Annotated in this window: 15 protein-coding genes and 3 pseudogenes; 16 read left to right on the plus strand and 2 right to left on the minus strand. The window is 70.5% G+C overall.

Going from position 1 to position 20,803, the window contains the following annotated elements; all coding sequences use genetic code 11:
• Positions 1 to 13: 13 nt before the first annotated feature.
• The 7 genes and pseudogenes from OG878_RS36950 (at position 14) to OG878_RS36980 (ending at position 6,058) form a co-directional block, all read left to right on the plus strand.
• Entirely contained in the window at positions 14 to 2,032 is a 2,019-nt protein-coding gene (locus tag OG878_RS36950; protein WP_328890811.1) for an acetoacetate--CoA ligase, read from the plus strand.
• A 148-nt stretch (positions 2,033 to 2,180) separates the two neighbouring features.
• Entirely contained in the window at positions 2,181 to 2,798 is a 618-nt protein-coding gene (locus OG878_RS36955) for a malonic semialdehyde reductase (RefSeq protein WP_328890812.1), read from the plus strand.
• A 259-nt stretch (positions 2,799 to 3,057) separates the two neighbouring features.
• A pseudogene (locus OG878_RS36960) lies at positions 3,058 to 3,253 on the plus strand (GTP cyclohydrolase); the annotation flags it as partial.
• A gap of 335 nt (positions 3,254 to 3,588) precedes the next feature.
• On the plus strand, positions 3,589 to 3,915 hold the full coding sequence (locus OG878_RS36965; RefSeq protein ID WP_328890813.1) for a hypothetical protein: 327 nt from the start codon (positions 3,589 to 3,591) through the stop codon (positions 3,913 to 3,915).
• A gap of 440 nt (positions 3,916 to 4,355) precedes the next feature.
• Positions 4,356 to 5,048, plus strand: coding sequence for a hypothetical protein (locus tag OG878_RS36970; protein ID WP_328890814.1), 693 nt, complete (start codon positions 4,356 to 4,358; stop codon positions 5,046 to 5,048).
• 62 nt (positions 5,049 to 5,110) lie between these two features.
• Positions 5,111 to 5,362, plus strand: a pseudogene (locus tag OG878_RS36975) (GNAT family N-acetyltransferase); the annotation flags it as partial.
• A gap of 192 nt (positions 5,363 to 5,554) precedes the next feature.
• Positions 5,555 to 6,058, plus strand: a complete 504-nt coding sequence (locus OG878_RS36980) for an AAA family ATPase (protein WP_328890815.1) — start codon at positions 5,555 to 5,557, stop codon at positions 6,056 to 6,058.
• Here OG878_RS36980 and OG878_RS36985 read toward each other — a convergent pair.
• Positions 6,039 to 6,232: pseudogene (locus tag OG878_RS36985) on the minus strand (hypothetical protein); the annotation flags it as partial. The gene OG878_RS36980 and the pseudogene OG878_RS36985 overlap by 20 nt on opposite strands.
• 290 nt (positions 6,233 to 6,522) lie before the next feature.
• Here OG878_RS36985 and OG878_RS36990 point away from each other — a divergent pair.
• The 6 genes from OG878_RS36990 to OG878_RS37015 all read left to right on the plus strand — a co-directional run bounded on the left by OG878_RS36990 (position 6,523) and on the right by OG878_RS37015 (position 14,868).
• Entirely contained in the window at positions 6,523 to 7,350 is an 828-nt protein-coding gene (locus OG878_RS36990; RefSeq protein WP_328890816.1) for a hypothetical protein, read from the plus strand.
• Positions 7,351 to 8,066: 716 nt separating this feature from the next.
• Positions 8,067 to 9,140, plus strand: a complete 1,074-nt coding sequence (locus OG878_RS36995) for a zinc-dependent alcohol dehydrogenase family protein (protein WP_328890817.1) — start codon at positions 8,067 to 8,069, stop codon at positions 9,138 to 9,140.
• Between the two features lie 20 nt (positions 9,141 to 9,160).
• Positions 9,161 to 9,841 carry a helix-turn-helix domain-containing protein gene (locus tag OG878_RS37000; protein ID WP_328890818.1) on the plus strand — a complete coding sequence of 227 codons (681 nt, stop codon included), beginning with the start codon at positions 9,161 to 9,163 and terminating at the stop codon, positions 9,839 to 9,841.
• Between the two features lie 2 nt (positions 9,842 to 9,843).
• Positions 9,844 to 10,590, plus strand: coding sequence for an HAD-IA family hydrolase (locus tag OG878_RS37005; protein WP_328891505.1), 747 nt, complete (start codon positions 9,844 to 9,846; stop codon positions 10,588 to 10,590).
• Complete coding sequence (locus OG878_RS37010) at positions 10,587 to 12,989, plus strand: glycoside hydrolase family 65 protein (RefSeq protein WP_328890819.1); 2,403 nt, start codon at positions 10,587 to 10,589, stop codon at positions 12,987 to 12,989. The genes OG878_RS37005 and OG878_RS37010 overlap by 4 nt, the downstream gene beginning before the upstream one ends.
• 145 nt (positions 12,990 to 13,134) lie before the next feature.
• Complete coding sequence (locus OG878_RS37015) at positions 13,135 to 14,868, plus strand: sensor histidine kinase (protein WP_328890820.1); 1,734 nt, start codon at positions 13,135 to 13,137, stop codon at positions 14,866 to 14,868.
• A 21-nt stretch (positions 14,869 to 14,889) separates the two neighbouring features.
• Here OG878_RS37015 and OG878_RS37020 read toward each other — a convergent pair whose 3' ends face one another.
• Positions 14,890 to 15,579 (minus strand): response regulator transcription factor, encoded by a 690-nt coding sequence (locus OG878_RS37020; RefSeq protein ID WP_328890821.1) that lies wholly within the window; start codon positions 15,577 to 15,579, stop codon positions 14,890 to 14,892.
• A gap of 331 nt (positions 15,580 to 15,910) precedes the next feature.
• On the opposite strand from OG878_RS37020, the gene OG878_RS37025 reads away from it, so the two are divergent.
• The 3 genes from OG878_RS37025 to OG878_RS37035 are packed head-to-tail and all read left to right on the plus strand — an operon-like array spanning position 15,911 to position 20,740.
• Entirely contained in the window at positions 15,911 to 16,798 is an 888-nt protein-coding gene (locus OG878_RS37025) for an oxygenase MpaB family protein (RefSeq protein WP_328891506.1), read from the plus strand.
• A 27-nt stretch (positions 16,799 to 16,825) separates the two neighbouring features.
• On the plus strand, positions 16,826 to 19,135 hold the full coding sequence (locus tag OG878_RS37030) for a serine/threonine-protein kinase (RefSeq protein WP_328890822.1): 2,310 nt from the start codon (positions 16,826 to 16,828) through the stop codon (positions 19,133 to 19,135).
• 60 nt (positions 19,136 to 19,195) lie between these two features.
• Positions 19,196 to 20,740: a phytoene desaturase family protein gene (locus OG878_RS37035; protein WP_328890823.1), complete on the plus strand. Its 1,545-nt coding sequence runs from the start codon at positions 19,196 to 19,198 to the stop codon at positions 20,738 to 20,740.
• Positions 20,741 to 20,803: the final 63 nt, after the last annotated feature.

Raw genomic sequence — 20,803 nt, forward strand, 5'->3', positions numbered from 1 at the left:
GGAGCACCACACCATGACGAGCCAGCACCTCGCGCCGTACCCGGAACCCTTCTTCACTCCCGACCCGCACGTGGCCGCCCGCAGCCGCATTGCGGACTTCGCCGGATGGGCCGCCCGGCACAAGAGCGCCGACGGCGTTCCCGACCCCACCGACTACCAGGCCCTGCACCGCTGGTCCGTCACCGACCTGGAAGGTTTCTGGGCGGCGGTGTGGGAATACTTCGACATCCACGCGGCGACTCCGTACGAGCGGGTGCTGGACGAGGAAACCATGCCCGGGGCCCGCTGGTTTCCCGGCGCCACCCTCAACTACGCCCACCACGCGCTACGCAACCTGCAGCCGGATGCTCCCGCCATCACCGCGCTGGACGAGACCGGAGCCGGCTACGAGATCACGGGCCGGAAACTGGGCTCCCGGGTCGCCTCCGTCGCCGCCACCCTGCGCGACCTGGGCGTCGGACAGGGCGACCGGGTGGTGGGCTATCTGCCCAACACCCCCCACGCCGTCATCGCCTTCCTCGCCACCGCCAGCCTGGGCGCGGTGTGGTCGGTGTGCGGCCAGGACTACGCACCCAAGGCCGCCGCCGACCGGTTTGCCCAGCTCGAACCCACGGTGCTGATCACGGCGGACGGCTACCTCTTCAACGGAATCACACACGACCGCCGTGCCGCCTCGTCCGAACTGGCCACCGCCCTGCCGACGTTGAAGGCCACGGTGATCGTGGAGCACGTGGGCCTTGCCTGGCCCGAGGGCGGGCACCCGGGTCTGACGGTGTCCTGGGAGGACGCGGCCACCCGCACCGAGGACCTCTCTTTTGCCCCGGTGCCGTTCGACCACCCTCTGTGGGTGGTGTTCTCCTCCGGCACCACCGGCCTGCCGAAGGGCATCGTCCACGGGCACGGAGGGGTCCTGCTCGAACACCTCAAGATGCTCGGCCTGCACACCGATCTGGGCACCGGGGACCGCCTGCTGTGGTACACCACCACCCACTGGATGATGTGGAACCTGGTCGTCTCCACCCTGCTGACCGGTGCCACCACCTGCACCTACGACGGCAGCCCGGCACCGCAGGCGCGTCCGGACGTCCTGTGGGAGCTGGCGGCCCGTCACAAGGTCACCGTCTTCGGCACCAGTCCTCAGTACCTGCTGGCCATGGCCAAGCTGGGCATCGAACCCTCCGTGCACGACCTGTCGGCCGTCCGCGTCATCGGCTGCACCGGCTCCGCTCTGCCTGCTTCCGCCTACCCCTGGGTCCGCGACCATGTGGGCGCAGGCATCCAACTGGCCTCCACCAGCGGCGGCACGGACATCGTCTCCGGCTTCGCCGGCAGTGCCGCCACGACCCCGGTCCGGGCGGGGGAGTTGTCCGCCCCCGGCCTGGGAGTGGCGCTGGCCGCCTACGATGCGACGGGCACCCCAGTCCTCGACCAGGTCGGTGAACTGGTCGTCACCCGTCCCATGCCGTCCATGCCGCTGTACTTCTGGAACGACCGCGACGGCAGCCGCTACCGTGACGCCTACTTCGGCGCCTACCCCGGTGTGTGGCGGCACGGCGACTGGATCACGCTCACCGCGCACGGCTCGGTGATCGTCCACGGCCGCTCCGACGCCACCCTCAACCGCAACGGCGTGCGCCTGGGCAGTGCCGACATCCACGACGTCGTCGAACGCCTCCCCGAGATCGGCGAGGCCCTCGTCATCGGTGCGGAGGAACCCGACGGCGGCTACTGGATGCCGCTCTTCGTGGTCCTCGCCGACGGGGTCGGCCTGGACGACTCCCTGCGCGACCGGATCCGAGACGCGATTCGCGCCGGCGTCTCACCCCGCCACGTCCCCGACGAGATCATCGCCGTACCGGCTCTCCCGCACACGAAGACCGGCAAGAAGCTCGAGGTTCCCGTCAAGCGCCTGCTCCAGGGGGCCCCCGCCGAGCAGGTCCTGAACCCCGCGGCGGTCGACAACCCCGACCTGATCGCCTACTTCGCCCGCCTGGGCGCGGAGCGGAACAAGCGGTCGACACACCACCCATGACGTCGGACAGGGGGCCACAGGCCCACGTGACAGCAACGGGTCCTTGTGCCCCGCCCGGCTCCGCAAACCCCGTCCCCACGGGGTGGTGCCGGGGCGGTCAATCCGCCCCGGCACCACATACAACCGAAGTAAGAGAGTAATGATGAGCATGACCGACCGCGAACCGCAGGCCCTCGATGTCCTCGACGACGCCGGACGAAAGGTGCTGTTCACCGAGGCCCGCACCGCGAACACCTTCGCCGAGGTGGCCGTTGCCGACGACGAACTCGCCATGATCTGGGAACTCGCCCGCTGGTCGCCGAGTGCCGCCAACGGCCAGCCTCTGCGCGTGCTCTTCGTGCGTACCCACGAGGGCAAGGAGCGACTCGCCCGGCATCTCGACGAGGGCAACAGGGCCAAGACGCTCAGTGCGCCCGCCGTGGCGATTCTGGCGTACGACGTCGACTTCCATGAGCAGATGCCGACGGTCTTCCCGGCCCGTGGCGACATGCTGCGAACGGCGTTCGCCGGCCAGATCGACGCACGCGAGAGCATCGCCGTATACAACTCGGCACTGCAGACCGGGGTCTTCCTACTCGCGGTGCGCGCAGCGGGGCTTGCGGCTGGTCCCATGGCGGGCTTCAACAAGGCCGGCGTGGACGAGGAGTTCTTCGCCGGTACCAGCTGGCGTTCGCATCTGGTGGTCAACATCGGTCACCCCGGTGCCGACCCGTGGTTCCCGCGGCTGCCCCGCGTGCCCGTCGAGGATGCCGTCGCCTATGCCTGACCGCACTGCCGCCGCCTGGTCGCGCGGGATCCGAAGTCCGGTCACCCGTGAGCAGGCGGCGTGTAGGTGAGAGGTGCCATGCCGTGGGCGCCGGTGCTCTCCTGAGTACCGGCGCCCACCTCTTTCACCCCTGCCGAGGTGGTGAAACCGACGAACTGCGGCTCGCGAACGGACGGAATGCGGGACCGTTGGTACCGCTACTGCCGCCACCGCCCGGATACTCGGCGTCCGGCAGATGTGGTGCCCGTACCTCACATGTGTGGCCGTCATCCTCGGCGAACCGCCGCCGGCCGGTCCCTGCAGGTGCGCCGCGCCTGTGCTCCGAGTGTCTGACCGGCGACGTCTTCGGCTCGGCCCAGTGCGACGGCGGCCCCCAGTTGTGCGAAGCGGTCGAACGCATCGTCGGCCGTGGGGGTGTCCTGCTCTATCTCCGCCAGGGGGGGCGTGGCATCGGCCCCCCCTGGCCATGCGGAGTGTCGGCCGGCCCGGGGCCGGATTTCCGGCGCCGCGTCGCCGTCATCGCGAGTGACAGGTAGGTCTCCTCCTGTAGCACCCTTCGACTTTCCATGCGACGTATGGTATCAATGAAGAGGGTTCCGTACGTCGTATGGAATCTCGGGGTATCGGCGCAACGGCACCTCTCTCGCGTCCGGTGACGCGGCACGGAGTCGACCGACGCCCAGGAAGCAGAGCGGCCCGTCCTGCTCCGTTCGAATTCCGCCCCACGAATTGCATCCGTGATCTGAGCGCCCGTTGCGCTGACGAGCGCTCTGAGCCGAAGGGAAAACCTGTGAGTAACTTTTCGAAGCGCATGCCTGTCGCCATCGCCTCCCTGGCGGTGGCCGGTGGAGCCGTTCTTGGTGCCGGGAGTACTGCGTCGGCCGCGACGGCGACGCCAGAACATGCCCAGCGCCCGGCCGTCGGCTTCGAGACCGACGACCACCGCTGGGGCGGCGACCGTGATCACCGCTGGAGCGGCGACCACGACTACGGCTGGTACCGCCTCAACGACTACCGCTGGGACTACGGCATCAGCTACCTGTGGGAGGGGCGCCGGTACAGCGATGACTGCTGCAGCGTCGGTCGGACACGAAGGTTGCCTTCGTCTGGCAACTGATGCTGGTGGCATCCAGCACTGGGCGTCGCAGTACCGCTTCTCCGTTCATGCCTCGCTCGTTCGGACGACAGAACTTCCGATGGCGCTTGCCCCTCCCTTGTGACTCAGCACCTCGAGTGAGAGCAATGAAGTCGTTGAAACCCGTGATTCGGGGGCTACCTGTACAGCTCGTCGTTTCGCACGAGATGTCCTTGTCCGTGAGCACGAGGTGCGGTACGAGCCCAGCGATCCCCATGCTGTCCGCGCGTATTCGACGTTGTCGGCAGCGACGAGACGGTGGCACATCGACTTGGACGATTTGCCGGCGCACCTCGTCGCCGAAGGACGAAGGAACCCAGCTGCTCCGCACCGAGAGGCCGGGCTGCTCAAGGGCCCCGCGTCACCGAGTTCTGTTAGCGTGCGCACCCTGGGGCTGGCACACTGAAATTGTGCTTCCCTTGATGGTCGCTGCAGTTCAGGATGCGTCTCCATCGATTCCTGGCGCTGGCTTCGTGTCGGTTTGCGCGTTGATCTTTACCGTCGCGTCCTTCTGGTGGATCAACGCCAGGCAAGGGCACCTGAAGTCCTGGGAGCCTCATTCCTTTGCTGCGATTGTCCACCGCTCCATGGCTCGCCTGCGGCTTCCGCTCGTCCTTCACAATACTGGTGCCAAGCCGATAGTCGTGCAGGATCTCAGGTTGTCCTTCCCTGATGAGCCCGCCTCCCATCTGCCGCTCCTGTGGATGTCTTCACCGTCTCGTCTCCAACCCGGGCCGGAGGACGAGCCGAAGTTGCCAGCCGGATTCGCCGTGGCCGGCAGAGAAGCGCAACAACTCCTCATCGAGTTCGAGGCACCGTTTTCCGGATTCGTTCCGGAGCCCCGCGATTACAAGGTCCAGCTCCAGGCGAGGGTCGGCCACCGCAAGGGGTGGCGCACCCTTCTGACGTTCACCTTGAGGGCCGCCAACATCAGCGATCCCGACCGGTACACCGTCTACAGCAACGCAACTCTCGAACTGACGAAAGAGGACAAGCAGAGGGCAGACGCCGCGCTCCTGAAGTTGCTGGACGAGCAAGAGGATCTTTCTGCTCCGGGTGAGGGGAAGCAGCGGGACTCTTCGGATGACGACGGCAACACCGGCACAAATCTCTAGACTCGCGCTTTCGCGGGTGTGAGTGTCCCAGCCTCGGGCTTTCACGAGTCGCTGTCCGGTAGAAGGTTGCGGTAGCTGCTGCTGCCCATGGTCGTGGCGTCGGCCGGGCGCTGACCGCTGCCTTGATCGCGGACGCCCGGGAGGAGGGTATCGAGGTCCTCACCCTGGACGCCCGTGGCGACAACACCAATGCCCTGCTCCTCTACCGGTCGCTCGGCTTCACCGAATACGGCCGTCTGCACGGCTTCGTCGCCGTCTGCGAACGCCGGTACGACAAGGTCTTCTACATGCTGGACCTCCGCCGGCAAGGCTGACCCCTGCCGCACACGAAGGCCCAGCGGCGATCCGCCGGCGCTTCACGATCTTTCATGCCGTCGACCCGCACCAGGTCCTGCTGCTGCCTCCGTCGCTGGACGACCGGCTGCCCGAGGACCACCTCGTCCTATGCGCCGCCGACCTGTCGATGAGGTGCTCGAGGACGTCTTCTTCGGGTCTAACCTGGCTCCGTGACGCAGCAATTGAGCACGGTGGTGCTGATGTGTGGTCCTCCGGGGGCGGGCAAGACCACCTACGCGATGGAGCTGGTGCGACGCGGGTACGTTCGGCTCTCGATCGACGAGGTGGTCTGGCAACGACTGGGGCAGCGCGATGCCGGCCTGGTGCTGGAGGCGGAGGCGTTCGACCGGTTCAAGGAAGAGGTCCGCCGCGAGCAGCGGCAGGAACTGGTCGAGCTGATGTCGGCCGGGCGCGATGTGGTGGTGGACTACAGCTTCTGGAGTCGTGCCGCCCGCGATGATTACAAGGCGCTGATCGAGTGCCACGGCTGCCGTTGGGAACTGGTCCACCTCAAGGCCGATCGGACGACGCTGGAGCGGCGCCTCGAAGTACGGAATGGCGAGGAAGGCGCCGACTCCGTCACCGTGGACGAGACGCTGTTCCACCGCTACCTGGCCAACTTCGAGGAACCGAACGGTGAGGGTGAGCACGTCATCATGCAGCCCTCGACGTGAGGACCTGAAACCGTTCGGCGGGGAGGGGACGCCCGCCCCGGCGGATGCCTTTCTCGCTGCGGATCCGCGCACGCTCACGGCGTTGGGCTGCCGGCACGTCGTGGTGGTGTGCGTTGACGTCGCGCCGCGTGGGTAGGCGTGCAGTGCGCGGGTCTGCACGGTGTGGTTGCGGTGTGTGGGTCCACCTCGACCACACCCAGCAGGGCATCGGTTCGCAGTCCTGCGGGCCCGGGGACGCTGCGGCGATACCGGCTGAAGGTCGCACCGGCCGAGTTCACGTTCACGTGCACGTTCCGCGAGACGACGTGACGGTTACCGGTAATCGCGAGGTGGGCGGCCCGGCCGTCCTCGACGCGGAGCCGCGTCTCATCACCAGGTGAGATGCGTGCCCCTCGCACCGACTGTCCTACGGCCCAGTGCTATACCTGCCTCAGCTCATGAAGAATCGGTGGAGGGGGCCGGCGATGGCAGAGCGGGCGTGGGCCACGGCGGGCAGGAAGGGCAGTCCCGACCGGAAGTCGCCGGGCCGGGCGCGGCTCACGGGCGTGGCGCTGATCGCGCTGTCTCTGATCTGGGCCGTGCTGAGCTACCTGGCGTTCACGGTGTGGATGCCAGGCCAACAGGAGCGCTACGAGGACTACCGGGCGGCCGCGCCATGCTCCGAGCAGGCGACCCCGCAGGAGGTGACTGCGAAGGACTGCCTCACCACCTGGCACACCACCGTCACGAGGACCGAGTCCGCGATCAGAGGAAAGGTCAGGGTCTACGAGGCGACCCTCAAGGACAAGGGCGACGACTCCTCGCAGAGGGTCGTGCCGTTCAGCGACTCCGGGCCGCTCTTCGACAAGCTGCATCGGGGCGACGAGGTCACCGCCACCGGGTGGCGCGGCGACATCGTCGTCCTCAGCAAGGACGGCGTCCGCCAGAACACCTCCGATGCACCCCGCGACGAGCACCAGGGAAACGCCGCCATAGGCGTCCTCGTCGCACTCCTCGCGGCCGAGTCGCTCGTGTTCGGCGCGGTCCGCCTGGCCAGGCCGACCGCCTACGAACACTTCGTCTGGGAGCCGTACGGCAGGTGGCTGGCCTTCACCAGCATCGGCGTCGGCGTGGGCGTGGGGGTCGCGTCGACGTGGCTCGGCATCCCGTGGTGGACGGTGCTCGTGACCGTGCCGGTCGTGGTGTGCGCGGTGATGGTATGTCTCCTGCGCCAGCGGCGGCGCGCGGCGGCGTCCTCGGCGAAGGTGCGGCGGCCGAGGCGGCAACAGGACTCGCGAGTGAGTTCGCGATAGGACGCAGCGGGGGCACCCACCGCCGTCGATCCGGTGTGCGCCGCCGGTAGTGACGGGCGACGCGCGTGCGGTTGCCGCCGGCCGCTGTTGTGTTGCGCCCACGCTCTCCGAGTCCGGGGCCGGGACGCCGTGGAGGGAGGCGTGGGCACTGCAGCCGGGCCGCTGATCGAAGGGGCTCGTCCCATGCAGCGGGTCACCGGGCCTGGAGAGCCTGCCGGCGGAGGCCGATGAACTGGAGCGTGTGCGGCGCCTGGAGTTTCTCGCCGACCTGATCGCGGCGGTGCCGGAGAAACCGGTCGACGTCACCCGAGCGTCCAAGCCGGCTCTGACCAGCGAGAACCTCATCCAGCCGTGGGTCGGAGGAGAAACCGCTCGTGTTTCGCCGCAGCTGGAGCCCGGACGCGGGCCTCCAGGCTCATCGTTCACTGGAAAGCCTGGTCACAGCGTTCGGTGCGCGATCACGCGCGCCCTCAGCCGGAGGCCGTCCGGACCTTGTCGCTGTCCTCGCCGTCTCGCTTTCGGCGCACGCACATCTGTCCCGGTTGCGCCGTCGCGGATCGGCGAAACCCTGGAAGAGTCCGCCGTCGGACCTGAGGCGCCGGGACCGTCATCCGCCCAAGCCCGGGTGGACCGTACGGCCGCTGGGCGCGCTGCTCGTGCCGGGTCGGCCCGACGGTGAGCCCTACCGGAAAAGAGACAGGAAGAAGGCCGACGCCATGAAGGCACTCGTCTTCCAGGGACCGGGGCAGACCGCGTGGACGGACGTGCCGGATCCGAGCATCAAGGATGCCGCCGACGCGATCGTCCGTGTCGACACCGTCACCATCTGCGGTACCGACCTGCACATCGTCAAGGGGGACGTACCCGAGGTCACCCCGGGCCGCGTGCTGGGCCATGAAGCCGTGGGCACGGTGGTGGAGACCGGCGGAGATGTGCGCACCGTCCGGCCCGGTGACCGCGTGCTGATCTCCTGCATCTCGGCGTGCGGCCGGTGCCGGTTCTGTCGCGAGGGCCGCTACGGCCAGTGCCTCGGGGGCGGAGGCTGGGTTCTGGGCCATACCGTCGACGGAACGCAGGCCGAGTACGTACGGGTGCCTTTCGCCGACCTGTCCGTCCACCCGCTGCCCAGCACGGTCGACACCTACGACGCGCTCCTTCTCGCCGACATCTTCCCCACCGCGTACGAGGTGGGCGTGGTCAACGGCAGGGTGCGCCCCGGCGACACGGTCGTCGTGGTCGGTGCGGGTCCGATCGGTCTGGCGGCGATCGTGACCGCGCAGCTGTACAGCCCCGGCCGGATCATCGCCGTGGACCTCGCCGAACCACGGCTGACCGCGGCGCGCTCGCTGGGAGCGGACGCGACCGTTCGTGCGGACGAGGGACCGGAACGCCTGGTCGCCGACCTGACCGAGGAGCTCGGCGCCGACGTCGTCATCGAGGCGGTGGGGGTACCGGAGAGCTTCGAGATGTGCACACGCATGGTCCGCCCCGGCGGCCGTGTCGCCAATGTGGGAGTCCACGGCGAGCCGGTGACCCTTCACCTGGAAGACCTGTGGATCAAGGACGTCACGATCACCACCGGACTGGTCGACGCGTACTCGACGCCGATGCTGCTGCGGATGATGGCCGACGGGCGGTTGCCGGCCGCCTCGCTGATCACCCACCGCTTCGAGCTCCGGCAGATGGAGGAGGCGTACGACGTCTTCTCCCACGCCGGCGAGACCAGCGCCCTCAAAGTGGCCCTCGGCGGCCCGCAGCACAACGCCGTCACGGTCGCATCCCAGGTGTGAACGCGAAGATGGGGAGCATCATGACCAGGATCACCGGGCGGACAACGCCCCCCGAGGTGTCGACCGGCCGTACGGACCTCGGCCGGCGGCTGGCGACGCGGCGTGTGGAACTCGGGCTCACCCGCGAGGCAGTGGGCCGGCGCTGCGGGGCGGAGGCCTCGTACATCGCCTACCTCGAAGAACACGCTGCGGCGCCCGAGATCGGAACCCTTGTCCGTCTCGCCGACGCGTTGGGGACGACCGTTTCCGAGCTGACCGGCGCGACCGCCGACACTCCCCCCGGCAGGGCCACGGCCCGGCGCGACACGGACCTCGTGGCGCTCACCGACGAGGAGTGCAGGGAGCTGCTGTCCACCCATGGAATCGGCAGAATCGCGGTCGTCACCCCTGACGGCCCCGCGATCGTCCCGGTCAACTATGTGGTCGCAGGGGACGAGATCGCGTTCCGGACCCATGGAGAGGGGCTGCTGGCCCGGGCCGCCGGCACCGAGGTCGCCTTCGAGACCGATCGCATCGACGACGCCGTGCGGCGGGGCTGGAGCGTCCTCGCGGTCGGGGAGGCCGCGGGCGTCACCGACGCAGCGGCCGTCCAGCGGCTGGACGCCGTGGCCCGTTCCCTGCCCTGGGCAGGCGGTTCCCGCAGGTACTGGATGACGATCACACCCACCCGGATCACAGGCCGCCGCGTGGTGCATCAGTGAGCATGCTGCGGGCCGTCGTCCTCGACACCGACGGAGTGCTGCTCGACTCGGCGGCGCTCCACGCAGCCGCCTGGAAGCGCGCCTTCGACGGATGCCTGGACGCATGGGCCGAAGGCGGTGGAAAGCAGCAGCCCTTCGACACCGACCGTGAGTACCGGGAACTGATCGACGGGAAGCCACGCCACGACGGAGCGCTGGCCTTCGTGTCCGCTCGGGGCGTACGCCTGCCGCCGGGCGCACCCGGAGATCTGCCGGGCTGTGACACCGTGTGGGCGGTCGCCGCCCGCAAGGAGGAGGCGTTCACGGAAGTCCTCAGGACGAGGGCTGTCGACGTCTTCGCGGATGTGCGGCCCGCCGTGCGTGCTCTGCGGGCGGCGGGCGCGCGGTGCGCCGCCGCATCGGCGTCCCGGCATGCCGGGCCGCTGCTGGAAGCGGCGGGAATCCACGGGCTGTTCGACGCCGTGGTGGACGGAACGGACGCGGCCAGGCTGGCACTTCCAGGGAAGCCGGACCCTGCGCTGTTCCTGGAAGCTGCCGTCCGGCTGGGTGTCGTGCCCGCCGCCGCGGCGGTCGTGGAGGACGCCCTCGCGGGGGTGGAGGCGGGGCGGCGGGGGAACTTCGGTCTGGTCGTGGGCATCGACCGGACGGGCGACCCGGCCATCGCGCCGGCTCTGCTGGCTCACGGCGCCGACGTCGTGGCGGCAGACCTGACCGCACTGCCCGGGCTGGTCCGCGGAACGCGGCCATGATCTCCCCCTGGACATGGTCGTACGACAGGTACGAACCGAGGACGGAGCGGGTCGTCGAATCCCTGTGCACCCTCGGCAACGGCAGGTTCGCGACCCGGGGAGCGGCGCCCGAGACCGCGGCCGATGCGGTCCACTACCCGGGCACGTACGTGGCGGGCTGTTACGACCTGCTCGTCTCGGACGTCGCCGGAAAGCGGGTCGGCAACGAGGACATGGTCAATCTGCCCAACTGGCTCCGGCTGCGCTACCGCTGTCTGCCGGACGACGGTCCGCCGGGGGACTGGCTGACCCCGGACTCGCGGTGCCTGCGCCATTACCGTGTCGTACTCGACCTGCGTGCCGGCACACTCGACCGGCGCATGGAGTTCCAGGACGGACACGGCCGCCGCCTCGGAGTCACCCACACCCGCATCGTGCACATGGCCGACCCGTATCTCGCCGCCCAGCGGAGCACGTTCCGCGCGTACGGCTGGACGGGTACGGTCGAGGTGGAGTCGCGCCTCGATGCAGCGGTCACCAACGCCGGCGTCGAGAGGTACCAGGACCTCGACGGACGCCACCTCACCGGCCACCACTGCGGTGTCGAGCCGGACGGTGTGGCATGGCTGTCGTGCCGGACTTCCTCGTCGCGGATCGGGATCGGCCTCGCCGTCAGGACGGTGACCCGGCCTCTCGTCGTCACCCGGGCAAGCTGCACGGACACCGGCACCGTCCAGAGCTACCGGCTGCCGCTCGGTCCGGACCACCGCGCCACGGTGGTGAAGACAGCTGCCCTGTACACCTCCCGGGACCGCCCGGTCGGCGACCCGATGCCCCTTGCCGTCGCACACGCGCAAGGCGCTCCGGCCTTTCCGGTCCTTCTCGCCTCCCACCGCGCCGCCTGGGAACGGCTCTGGAGTCAGGGTGAGTTGCACGTCGTCAACGGCGACATGGGCCGCCTCCTGCGGCTCCACCTCTTCCACGTGATGCAGACGCTCTCCCCGCAGACCGCGGAGCTCGACGTGGGCGTGCCCGCGCGGGGGCTGCACGGGGAGGCGTACCGCGGCCACGTCTTCTGGGACGAGCTGTTCGTGCTGCCGTACGTCACCCTGCACTTCCCGGAGGTGGCACGGGCCCTGCTCCTGTACCGCCACCGGCGCCTGCCCGCCGCCCGGGCCGCGGCCCGGGAAGCCGGTGTGCGCGGAGCGATGTTCCCGTGGCAGAGCGGCAGTTCGGGCCACGAGGAGACGCAGTCGCTGCACCTCAACCCCCGCTCGGGCCGATGGCTGCCCGACCACTCGCACCTGCAGCGGCACGTCGGATCGGCCATTGCCCTGAACGTCTGGCGCTACGGGCAGACCACCGGGGACACCGGTTTCATGCACGGTCAGGGAGCGGAGCTGCTGCTGGAGGTCGCCCGCTACTGGGCCGGTGCCGCGACGTACGATCCCGCGCACGAGCGCTACCGCATCCGTGGCGTCCTGGGCCCGGACGAGTACCACGACGCCTACCCCGAGGCGGCCGTTCCCGGTATCGACGACAACGCGTACACCAACGCGACCGCGGCATGGGTCATGGCCCGCGGCCTCGAACTGCTCGACGACCTGCCGGCTGCGCGGCGCCGGGAACTCTGCGTCCGGCTGGAACTCGACAGCGAGGCGCTCGACCGCTGGGACGCCATCTCCCGCCGCCTGTACGTGCCCTTCCACGCGGGCGTCATCAGCCAGTTCGAGGGGTACGGCCACCTGGCCGAGCTGGACTGGGAGTCGTATCGCGCCCGCTACCACGACATCCGCAGGCTCGACCGGATCCTGGAGGCGGAGGACGACACGGTCAACCGTTATCAGGCCTCGAAGCAGGCCGACGCCCTCATGCTGGGCTATCTGTTCGGCCCCGCCGAGCTGCACGCCCTCTTCGCCCGGCTCGACTACCGGCTCGACGACGACCTGTGGCGTGCCACCGTCGCGTACTACCTGGGGCGGACCAGTCACGGTTCGACGCTCAGCAGCCTTGTGCACGGCTGGGTCCTCGCCCGCCAGAACGCGAAGGACGCCTGGCGTTACTACGAGGAGGCCCTGCTCAGCGACGTGACCGACATCCAGGGCGGCACCACCGGCGAAGGGATCCACCTCGGGGCCATGGCAGGCACCGTCGACCTCGTCGAGCGCGGCATCACGGGGCTGGAAGCGGGAGCGGAGGGGCTACGGATCGCCCCCTTCGTGCTGCCGGAGATCGCGCACTCCTCGTTCACGTTCTGCTACCGGGGTCACTACGGAGTCCGCATCCGGCTGGTTGAGGGGAGGCTGGGCGTGAGCCTGCCCCCCTGCCAGGACGGCGATGTGACCCTGATCCTGCCCGGAGAGCGGCGGGTCACCGTGGCCGCGGGCGAGGAGCACTGGTTCCGCATCGCCTCTTGCTGACCGTCGCCAGGAGCGGCGGCCGGCCGGTGCACCGGCCACGCACCGTGAACGACGTGTCCGTGTCCGACGGGAAGCCGGGCGGGGGCGACGGCTACCGTGGAAGTGCGACTGCGCGTCGCGTCCCGCACGGCCGCCGGAGGTGTTCATGGGCGGAGACGGCCCGGAAGCCGCAGGGAGCAGCGTCCCGCGGCTGCGGCTGGACGAGCTGCTGGACGAGCTCCAGGTCCGCATCGACGAGGTGCGTGGCACCCGGGACCGGCTGAACGGACTTTTCGAGGCGGTCATGTCCGTGGGGCGGGGGCTGGACCTGCCCCAGGTGCTCCGTGGCATCGTCGAGGCAGCGGTCGTGCTCGTAGACGCCGAGTACGGAGCCCTCGGCGTCATCGGCGACGACAAGAAGCTCGCCGAGTTCCTTCCCGTGGGCATCAGCGACGAGCTGCGTGCACGGATCGGAGACCTCCCCTCGGGGCACGGCATCCTCGGCGAGCTGATCCGTCATCCCGAGCCGCTGAGGCTGTCCGAGCTGTCCGAGCACCCCGCCTCGTACGGATTCCCGGCCAACCACCCTCCGATGCACTCCTTCCTCGGTGTTCCCATCCGGGTCGGGGACGAGGTGTTCGGCAACCTCTACCTGACGGAGAAGCGGGACCGTGCGGACTTCGACGCCGAGGACGAGGCCGTTCTGTCGACGCTGGCGGTCGCGGCCGGCATCGCCATCGAGAACGCCCGCCTCTTCGAAGAGGTCCGCCTGCGCGAGCGCTGGCTGGCCGCGAGCACGGACTTCACCCGTGCCCTGCTCTCCGGCTCGGCCGAGACGCAGGTGCTGGAAGGGATGCTGGAGCGGGCCCGCGCCATCATCCGGGCCGACCTGGGCGTCTTCTGCCCGGTCGGCCGCAACGGTGAGCTGTGCGGATCCCTGGCCGCGGGGGAAGGATCCGAGGCGCACCGCGGGATCGTGCTGCCCAGCGGCGAAGGAACGCTCGTCGCCGCCGCGATCACCGAGGACGGGCTGGTCACCGTCCAGGACGTCGGGACCGACGAGCGGGTCACCGTACAGCCGCAGGGCTGGCAGGGCTTCGGGCCCGCGGTGGCCGTGACCGTCGGCACCAAGGAGAAGCTGAGCGGTGTGCTGATCGTGGCACGGCGGCGCGGCAGGCCGCCGTTCGGGGCCGCGGAGGTCGCCGCACTGCCGGGCTTCGCCGGACAGGCCGCCCTCGCGCTGGAACTCGCCGACCGCAGGCGGGACGCCGAACAGATGAGCCTGCTGGAAGACCACGAGCGCATCGCCCGCGACCTGCACGATCTGGCGATCCAGCGGCTCTTCGCCATCGGGATGACCCTCCAGAGCGCTCAGCGCTTCGTCGAGCACCCGCAGGCGTCCGAGCGGTTGGCGCGGGCCATCGACGACCTGGACTCCACCATCAAGATCATCCGGTCCACCATCTTCGGTCTTCGCGCACACGGGACGACGGGAGCGGCGCCGAAGCTCAGACTCCGGGTCGTGCAGGCGATGGACGAGGCGGCCTGCGCACTCGGCTTCGCACCGGCCCTGCGGATGGAGGGCCTGATCGAGACCGATGTCCCGGCGTCGACGGCCGACGAGGTGCTCGCCGTCCTCGGCGAAGCCCTGACCAACGTGGCCCGCCACGCCCGGGCCACATCCGCCGAGGTCGCCATCACCGCTCTCGATGGTGTACTGACGGTGTCGGTGAGCGACGACGGGACCGGAATCACGGAAGGGGGCCGTCGCAGCGGGCTGCGCAATCTCGCGGAACGGGCAGCACGGCTGGGCGGCGAGCTCACGGTATCGGCGCGCGGCGGGGCAGGCGAGGGAACGCGGCTGGAGTGGCGGGTTCCGCTGCCCGCGGCGACCGCCTGATCGGGGGCGCCGACAGGCGGGTCAGTGATCACCTCTGTCGTGCTCGCGGACCTCGGCGGCGATGACCGCCGCCTGGACCCTGCGCTCCACGCCCAGCTTTCCGAGCAGCCGGGAGATGTGGTTCTTGACCGTCTTCTCGGACAGGTACAGCTCCTCCGCGATCTGCCGGTTGGTGAGCCCCTCCCCGATGAGCTCCAGGACCGACCGTTCCCGCTCGGAGAGAACGGCCAGCCGTGCGTCCTGCGGAGCCGCCGCCTCCGGATCCCGCAGCGAGTGCAGCAGCCGGGCCGTGGTCGCGGGGTCCAGCATCGACTGACCGGTCGCGACCGTCCGGACGGCGGACACGAGATCGGCCCCCTTGATCTGTTTGAGCACGTAGCCGACGGCACCCGCCATGATCGCGTCGAGCAGGGCGTCCTCGTCGTCGAACGACGTCAGCATCAGGCACGCCAGCTCCGGCATGCGCGAGCGCAGTTCGCGGCACACGGTGATGCCGTCGCCGTCGGGCAGCCGGATGTCGAGCACGGCCACGTCCGGGCGCAGAGCCGGCCCGCGGGCCACTGCCTGTGCGGCGGTCGAGGCCTCGCCCACCACCTCGATGCCGGGCTCGGCGTCGAGCAGGTCGCGCAACCCCCGGCGGACGACCTCGTGGTCGTCCAGGAGAAAGACCCTGATGGGCGCCTCCGCGGAGGCAGCCGCTGCATCGGTCATCCACGCCTCTGGGGTCGGTCCGGGTCCACTGTTCGCGCGTCTCCTGTGAATTATCTCAGGGAGGCGGCGGACACACCCGACGGCACGGGGAGCCGGACCTCGGAGAGCGACGGCCCGGAGGGGCTCCGCTGCCGTGGGGCAGGGACCACCGGCCCCTTTCCGTGCCCCGTCCGGCTCCGTGCACAGGGCGCTCGTGAGGTCTCGCTGCGGTACGAGAGCGCCAAGTAGAGTTTCTGGCGGGAGGGTTTCCGTGGGCCCGCAGGGCGTCCTGGCCGGCGCATCCTGTGTGCGCGCGGGTACGTACACCGCCGAGCGGGAGGTACGAGCAGACATGGCGCACGCCGACCCCGGGCTCTTCGGGCCCGAGAGCGTCACCTGGCAGCTGCACGGCGACCCGATGATGTGGGTCGGCGGCGTGCGCGCCCTCTACCTCCAGGCGCTGCACCCGCGCGCCGTCCGCGGCGTCATGCAGAACTCCGACTTTCGCAAGGACGCCTGGGGGAGGCTGATGCGTACTGCCGGCTTCGTCGGCACCGTCACCTACGGCACCACGGAAGCCGCCGAGAAGGCGGGCGCCCGGGTCCGCAGGATCCACCGGCTCCTCAAGGCCACCGACCCGGCGACCGGCGAGACGTACGGCATCGACGAACCCGAGCTGCTGCTGTGGGTGCACTGCGCCGAGGTCGACTCCTATCTGCAGGTGCAGATCCGCTCCGGTCAGCCCCTCACGGCCGCCCAGGCCGACCGTTACATCGACGAACACCGCACCGGCGCCCGCCTGGTGGGCCTCGACCCCGACAGCGTGCCCGCGAACACCGCACAGCTCGCCGCCTACTTCGCACGGGTGCGGCCCGAACTCGCCGCGGGCGCAGAGGCACTCGACGTCGACGCCTTTCTCCGCCGACCACCCGTCCCTGCCCTGCTGGTCCCGGCGCGCGAACTGCTGTGGCGGCGCGTCGCGGCACTCGCCTACCAGTCACTGCCCCCGTACGCCCACGAGCTCTACGGCAGGGCCGCACCGCCTCCGCGCACCGTCGACCGGCGCCTGCGCGCCACCGGAACCGCCCTGCGCTGCATCCCTTCGCGGCTGCGCTGGCGACTCCCGCCCGGTCACATCGTGCAGGCGATGGAACGACTCGGCCCCGGCAGCCGCCCCACCCCCTCCAAACTCCGCGGCAGGACAGCCATACTGGACGCGCCGGGGAGGGCGCAGCAGTAGGCGAAACAACGGGGGCGACAGCACGCGATGGCGGAGACCAGGCTGATCCAGAGCCGGTACCGGCTGCTCGATCTGATCGGGCGCGGAGGCATGGGTGAGGTGTGGCGCGCCCGCGACGAGTCGCTCGGCCGCCAGGTGGCCGTCAAGTGCCTCAAGCCGATGGGCCCGCAGCACGATCAGTCGTTCACCCGGATCCTGCGCGAGCGCTTCCGCCGCGAGGCCCGGGTGGCCGCCGGCCTCCAGCACCGCGGCGTCACCGTCGTCCACGACTTCGGCGAGCACGACGGCGCCCTCTACCTCGTGATGGAACTCCTCGATGGCCGCAACCTCAGCCAGCTCCTGGAGGACAACGAACAGCATCCGCTGCCGGTACCCGACATCGTGGACATCGCCGAGCAGGTCGCCGACGCCCTCGGCTACACCCACCAGCAGGGCATCGTGCACCGCGACCTCAAGCCCGCCAACATCATGCGGCTGGCCGACGGCACGGTGAAGATCTGTGACTTCGGCATCGCCAGGCTCGGCCACGACATCGGCTTCACCTCCCGCCTCACCGGTACGGGCATCGCCATGGGCACCCCGCACTACATGTCGCCCGAGCAGATCAGCGGCGGCCATGTCGACCACCGCAGCGACCTCTACTCACTGGGCTGTGTGCTGTACGAGATCGCCACCGGAGTCCCCCCGTTCGACCTCGAGGACGCCTGGGCGGTCCTCGTCGGGCACCGCGACACCCAGCCCGAACCGTTGCGCACCCACCGCGCCGAACTCCCCGGTTTCTTCGAGCGGATCGTCCTGGAGCTGCTTGCCAAGACCCCGGAGGGGCGACCCGTCGACGCGGGGGACCTGCGGCGGCGGATCGCCGTCGGACGCACCGGCGAACAGCCGCACCTCCCAGCCGCCGTGGACGGCCGGACGGCCGGGCATCCTCAGCCGTCGGGGCAGGTCCGGCTCGCCCCACCGGTCCCGGTCCTGCACCCCGGCCGGCAGCCGTCCGGGCCCGGGCCGCAGCTGCCCTCATGGACCCGCGGCATGACCATCGGACATAAGGTGTCCGGGGCCGCGCACCTCGGCCTCGCCCCGCCCGACCACTCCGCGGGCCTGACCGGGGAGTGGACCACCGGTACCGACCTGCGGGCCCCGAGCGCAGGCGTTCCGCTCGTCCGGCCCGAGCGGCCCACACCGTCGCCGGAGCTGCTCTCCACCCTCGCCAACCGGCACAGCGCAGGCCTCAACCTCGGCCGGCTCGGCCACTGGGAGGAGGCCGGCGAGGTGCATCGCGCGGTCGCCGCCGAGCGTGAACACGCCCTCGGTCCCGACCACGCCGACACCCTCTCCAGCCGTTTCGAGGTCGCGTTCACCCTCAGCCGCACCGGACGCGCCGCGGACGCCCTGCGCGCGTTCGACCGCGTCGCCCAGGGCCGCGAACGCACCCTGGGCCCCGACCACCCGGAGACGCTCGCCGCCCGGCAGGAGATGGCCTTCGTGCTCGGCCAGCTCGGCCGCCACTTCGAGGCCCACCAGGTCTACGCCGCCGTGCTCGCCTCCCGGGAACGCTCGATGGGCCCCGAACACCCCGACACCCTGCGCTGCCGGCACAACCTCGCGTTCAACCTCAGCAGGCTCGGCCGGCTGGAGGACTCGTACCGGATGGCCCGCGACGTGGCGCACGCCCGCACCCGGGTGCTCGGCGCAGGCCACCCCGACACCCTGGTCACCCTCTACGAAGTCGCCTACGCCCTGGGTCAGTTGGGACGGTGGCCGGACGCCCTGCAGACCTACCGGCACGTCGCCCAGGCCCGCGCCGCCACGCTCGGCCCCGACCATCCCGACACGCTTGCCGCCCGGTACGAGGTCGGCATCAGCCTCGGCAGGCTGGGCCGCAGCGCGGAGGCCCTGGAGCTGTACCGCGCCCTCGTCGACGACCGGACCAGGGTGAGCGGCCCCGCCGACCCCGAGACGCTCCGTGCCCGCCACGGACTCGGCGTCAACCTGGGGCGGCTGGCCCGCTGGGAGGAAGCCCTCGTCGAGTCGCGCGACGTGTGCACGATCCGGGAGCGCGTCCTCGGCCCTGACCACCCCGACACCCTCGTCAGCCGCCGCGAGGTCGCGGTCGGGCTCGGCTGGCTGGGCCGCTGGGCCGACGCCCTCACCGTCTACCGGACGGTGGCCGAGGCCCGTGAACGCATCCTCGGCGCCGACCACCCCGACGCACTCGCGAGCCGGAACGACGAGGCGCACTGTCTCGAGCAGCTCGGGCGCGGCACGGAGGCGGTCGAGCTGTACCGCAAGGTCGCTGCGCTGCGCGGGCAGCGTGGCGCGGAGCCGCCGCACTGACCTGGAACTTTCGCCCCGCCGCCTCTGGCCAGGGGCGATGGCCACGTGCTACCAAGGGCCATGCCCGCACCTGACACGTATGACGCAGTGATCGTGGGCGGCGGCCACAACGGACTGGTCGCCGCCGCCTACCTCGCCCGCGCAGGACAGTCCGTCCTCGTCCTCGAACGCCTCGGCACCACCGGGGGAGCGGCCGTCTCGACCCACCCCTTCGACGGGATCGACGCCCGGCTGTCGCGCTACTCGTATCTGGTGTCCCTGCTGCCACAGAAGATCGTCCGCGACCTCGGACTGAACTTCGCCGTACGCAAACGGACCGTCTCCTCGTACACCCCGACCGTGCGCGACGGCCGGCCCACCGGACTGCTCGTCGGCCCGGACACCACCCGGGAGTCCTTCGCGGCGCTCACCGGCGGCGAGCGCGAGTACGCGGCCTGGCAGCGCTTCTACGGCATGACACAACAGGTCGCCGAGCGGGTCTTCCCGACCCTCACCGAACCCCTGCCCAGCCGGGACGCGCTCCGTGACCGGATCGGTGACGCGGACGCCTGGCGGATGCTCTTCGAGGAACCGATCGGCGTGGCCGTGGAGGAGAACTTCGCCGACGATCTCGTACGCGGCGTGGTGCTGACCGACGCCCTGATCGGCACGTTCGCCGACGCACACGACCCGTCCCTGCTCCAGAACCGCTGCTTCCTCTACCACGTCATCGGTGGCGGCACGGGCGACTGGGACGTCCCCGTCGGTGGCATGGGCGCGCTCACCGACGCCCTCGCACAGGCCGCCCGGTCGGCGGGCGCCGAGATCCGGGTGCGGCACGAGGCGACCCGGATCGAGACCGACGGGACACGGGCCGAGGTCACGGTGGTCTCACCCGACGGCGAACACCGGGTCGCCGCCCGGCGGGTCCTCGTCAACGCATCGCCGCAGGCCCTCGCCGCACTCCTCGGCGACGAGCCGCCGGCCCCTGCCGAGGGAGCACAGCTGAAGGTGAACATGCTGCTGCGCCGGCTGCCCCGGCTGCGCGACCGCTCCGCCGACCCGCGTCAGGCGTTCGCCGGCACCTTCCACATCGCGGAGGGGTACGGGCAGCTGGCCGATGCCTACCGGGACGCGGCAGCAGGCAGGCTGCCCACGGCGCCCCCGTCCGAGATCTACTGCCACTCGCTGACCGACCCGTCGATCCTCGGCCCCGACCTCGCCGCCCGCGGTTACCAGACCCTCACCCTCTTCGGCCTGCACACGCCTGCCCGGCTCTTCGCGGCGGACAACGAAGCGACGCGCGCCGCTCTGCTGAAGGCGACGCTCGCCGAACTCGACGCACACCTGGACGAGCCGATCGCCGACTGCCTGGCCGTCGACGCGAACGGCGAGCCGTGCATCGAGGCGAAGACCCCGCTCGACCTCGAACGGGATCTGCGGCTGCCCGGCGGCCACATCTTCCATCGCGACCTCGCATTCCCGTACGCCACAGCGGACACCGGCCGCTGGGGCGTCGAGACGGCGCACGCCAACGTCCTGCTGTGCGGGGCGGGCGCGGTGCGCGGCGGCGGGGTCAGCGGCGTTCCCGGCCACAACGCCGCGATGGCGGCGCTGGGCCGGTGACCCGGCACCCGTACACACAAGGGTGACCCGGAGCCCGTACGGACACAGAGGAGCGGGGCGCGG

The sequence above is a fragment of the Streptomyces sp. NBC_00316 genome, from assembly GCF_036158715.1.
Taxonomy (GTDB): domain Bacteria; phylum Actinomycetota; class Actinomycetes; order Streptomycetales; family Streptomycetaceae; genus Streptomyces.

Bases quoted from the DNA above. Each gene is read 5' to 3' on its own strand.
- OG878_RS36950 (WP_328890811.1), top strand. From the start codon at position 14: ATGACGAGCCAGCACCTCGCGCCGTACCCGGAACCCTTCTTCACTCCC.
- OG878_RS36955 (WP_328890812.1), top strand. From the start codon at position 2,181: ATGACCGACCGCGAACCGCAGGCCCTCGATGTCCTCGACGACGCCGGA.
- OG878_RS36970 (WP_328890814.1), top strand. From the start codon at position 4,356: ATGGTCGCTGCAGTTCAGGATGCGTCTCCATCGATTCCTGGCGCTGGC.
- OG878_RS36990 (WP_328890816.1), top strand. From the start codon at position 6,523: ATGGCAGAGCGGGCGTGGGCCACGGCGGGCAGGAAGGGCAGTCCCGAC.
- OG878_RS36995 (WP_328890817.1), top strand. From the start codon at position 8,067: ATGAAGGCACTCGTCTTCCAGGGACCGGGGCAGACCGCGTGGACGGAC.
- OG878_RS37000 (WP_328890818.1), top strand. From the start codon at position 9,161: ATGACCAGGATCACCGGGCGGACAACGCCCCCCGAGGTGTCGACCGGC.
- OG878_RS37005 (WP_328891505.1), top strand. From the start codon at position 9,844: ATGCTGCGGGCCGTCGTCCTCGACACCGACGGAGTGCTGCTCGACTCG.
- OG878_RS37010 (WP_328890819.1), top strand. From the start codon at position 10,587: ATGATCTCCCCCTGGACATGGTCGTACGACAGGTACGAACCGAGGACG.
- OG878_RS37015 (WP_328890820.1), top strand. From the start codon at position 13,135: ATGGGCGGAGACGGCCCGGAAGCCGCAGGGAGCAGCGTCCCGCGGCTG.
- OG878_RS37020 (WP_328890821.1), bottom strand. From the start codon at position 15,579: ATGACCGATGCAGCGGCTGCCTCCGCGGAGGCGCCCATCAGGGTCTTT.
- OG878_RS37025 (WP_328891506.1), top strand. From the start codon at position 15,911: ATGGCGCACGCCGACCCCGGGCTCTTCGGGCCCGAGAGCGTCACCTGG.
- OG878_RS37030 (WP_328890822.1), top strand. From the start codon at position 16,826: ATGGCGGAGACCAGGCTGATCCAGAGCCGGTACCGGCTGCTCGATCTG.
- OG878_RS37035 (WP_328890823.1), top strand. From the start codon at position 19,196: ATGCCCGCACCTGACACGTATGACGCAGTGATCGTGGGCGGCGGCCAC.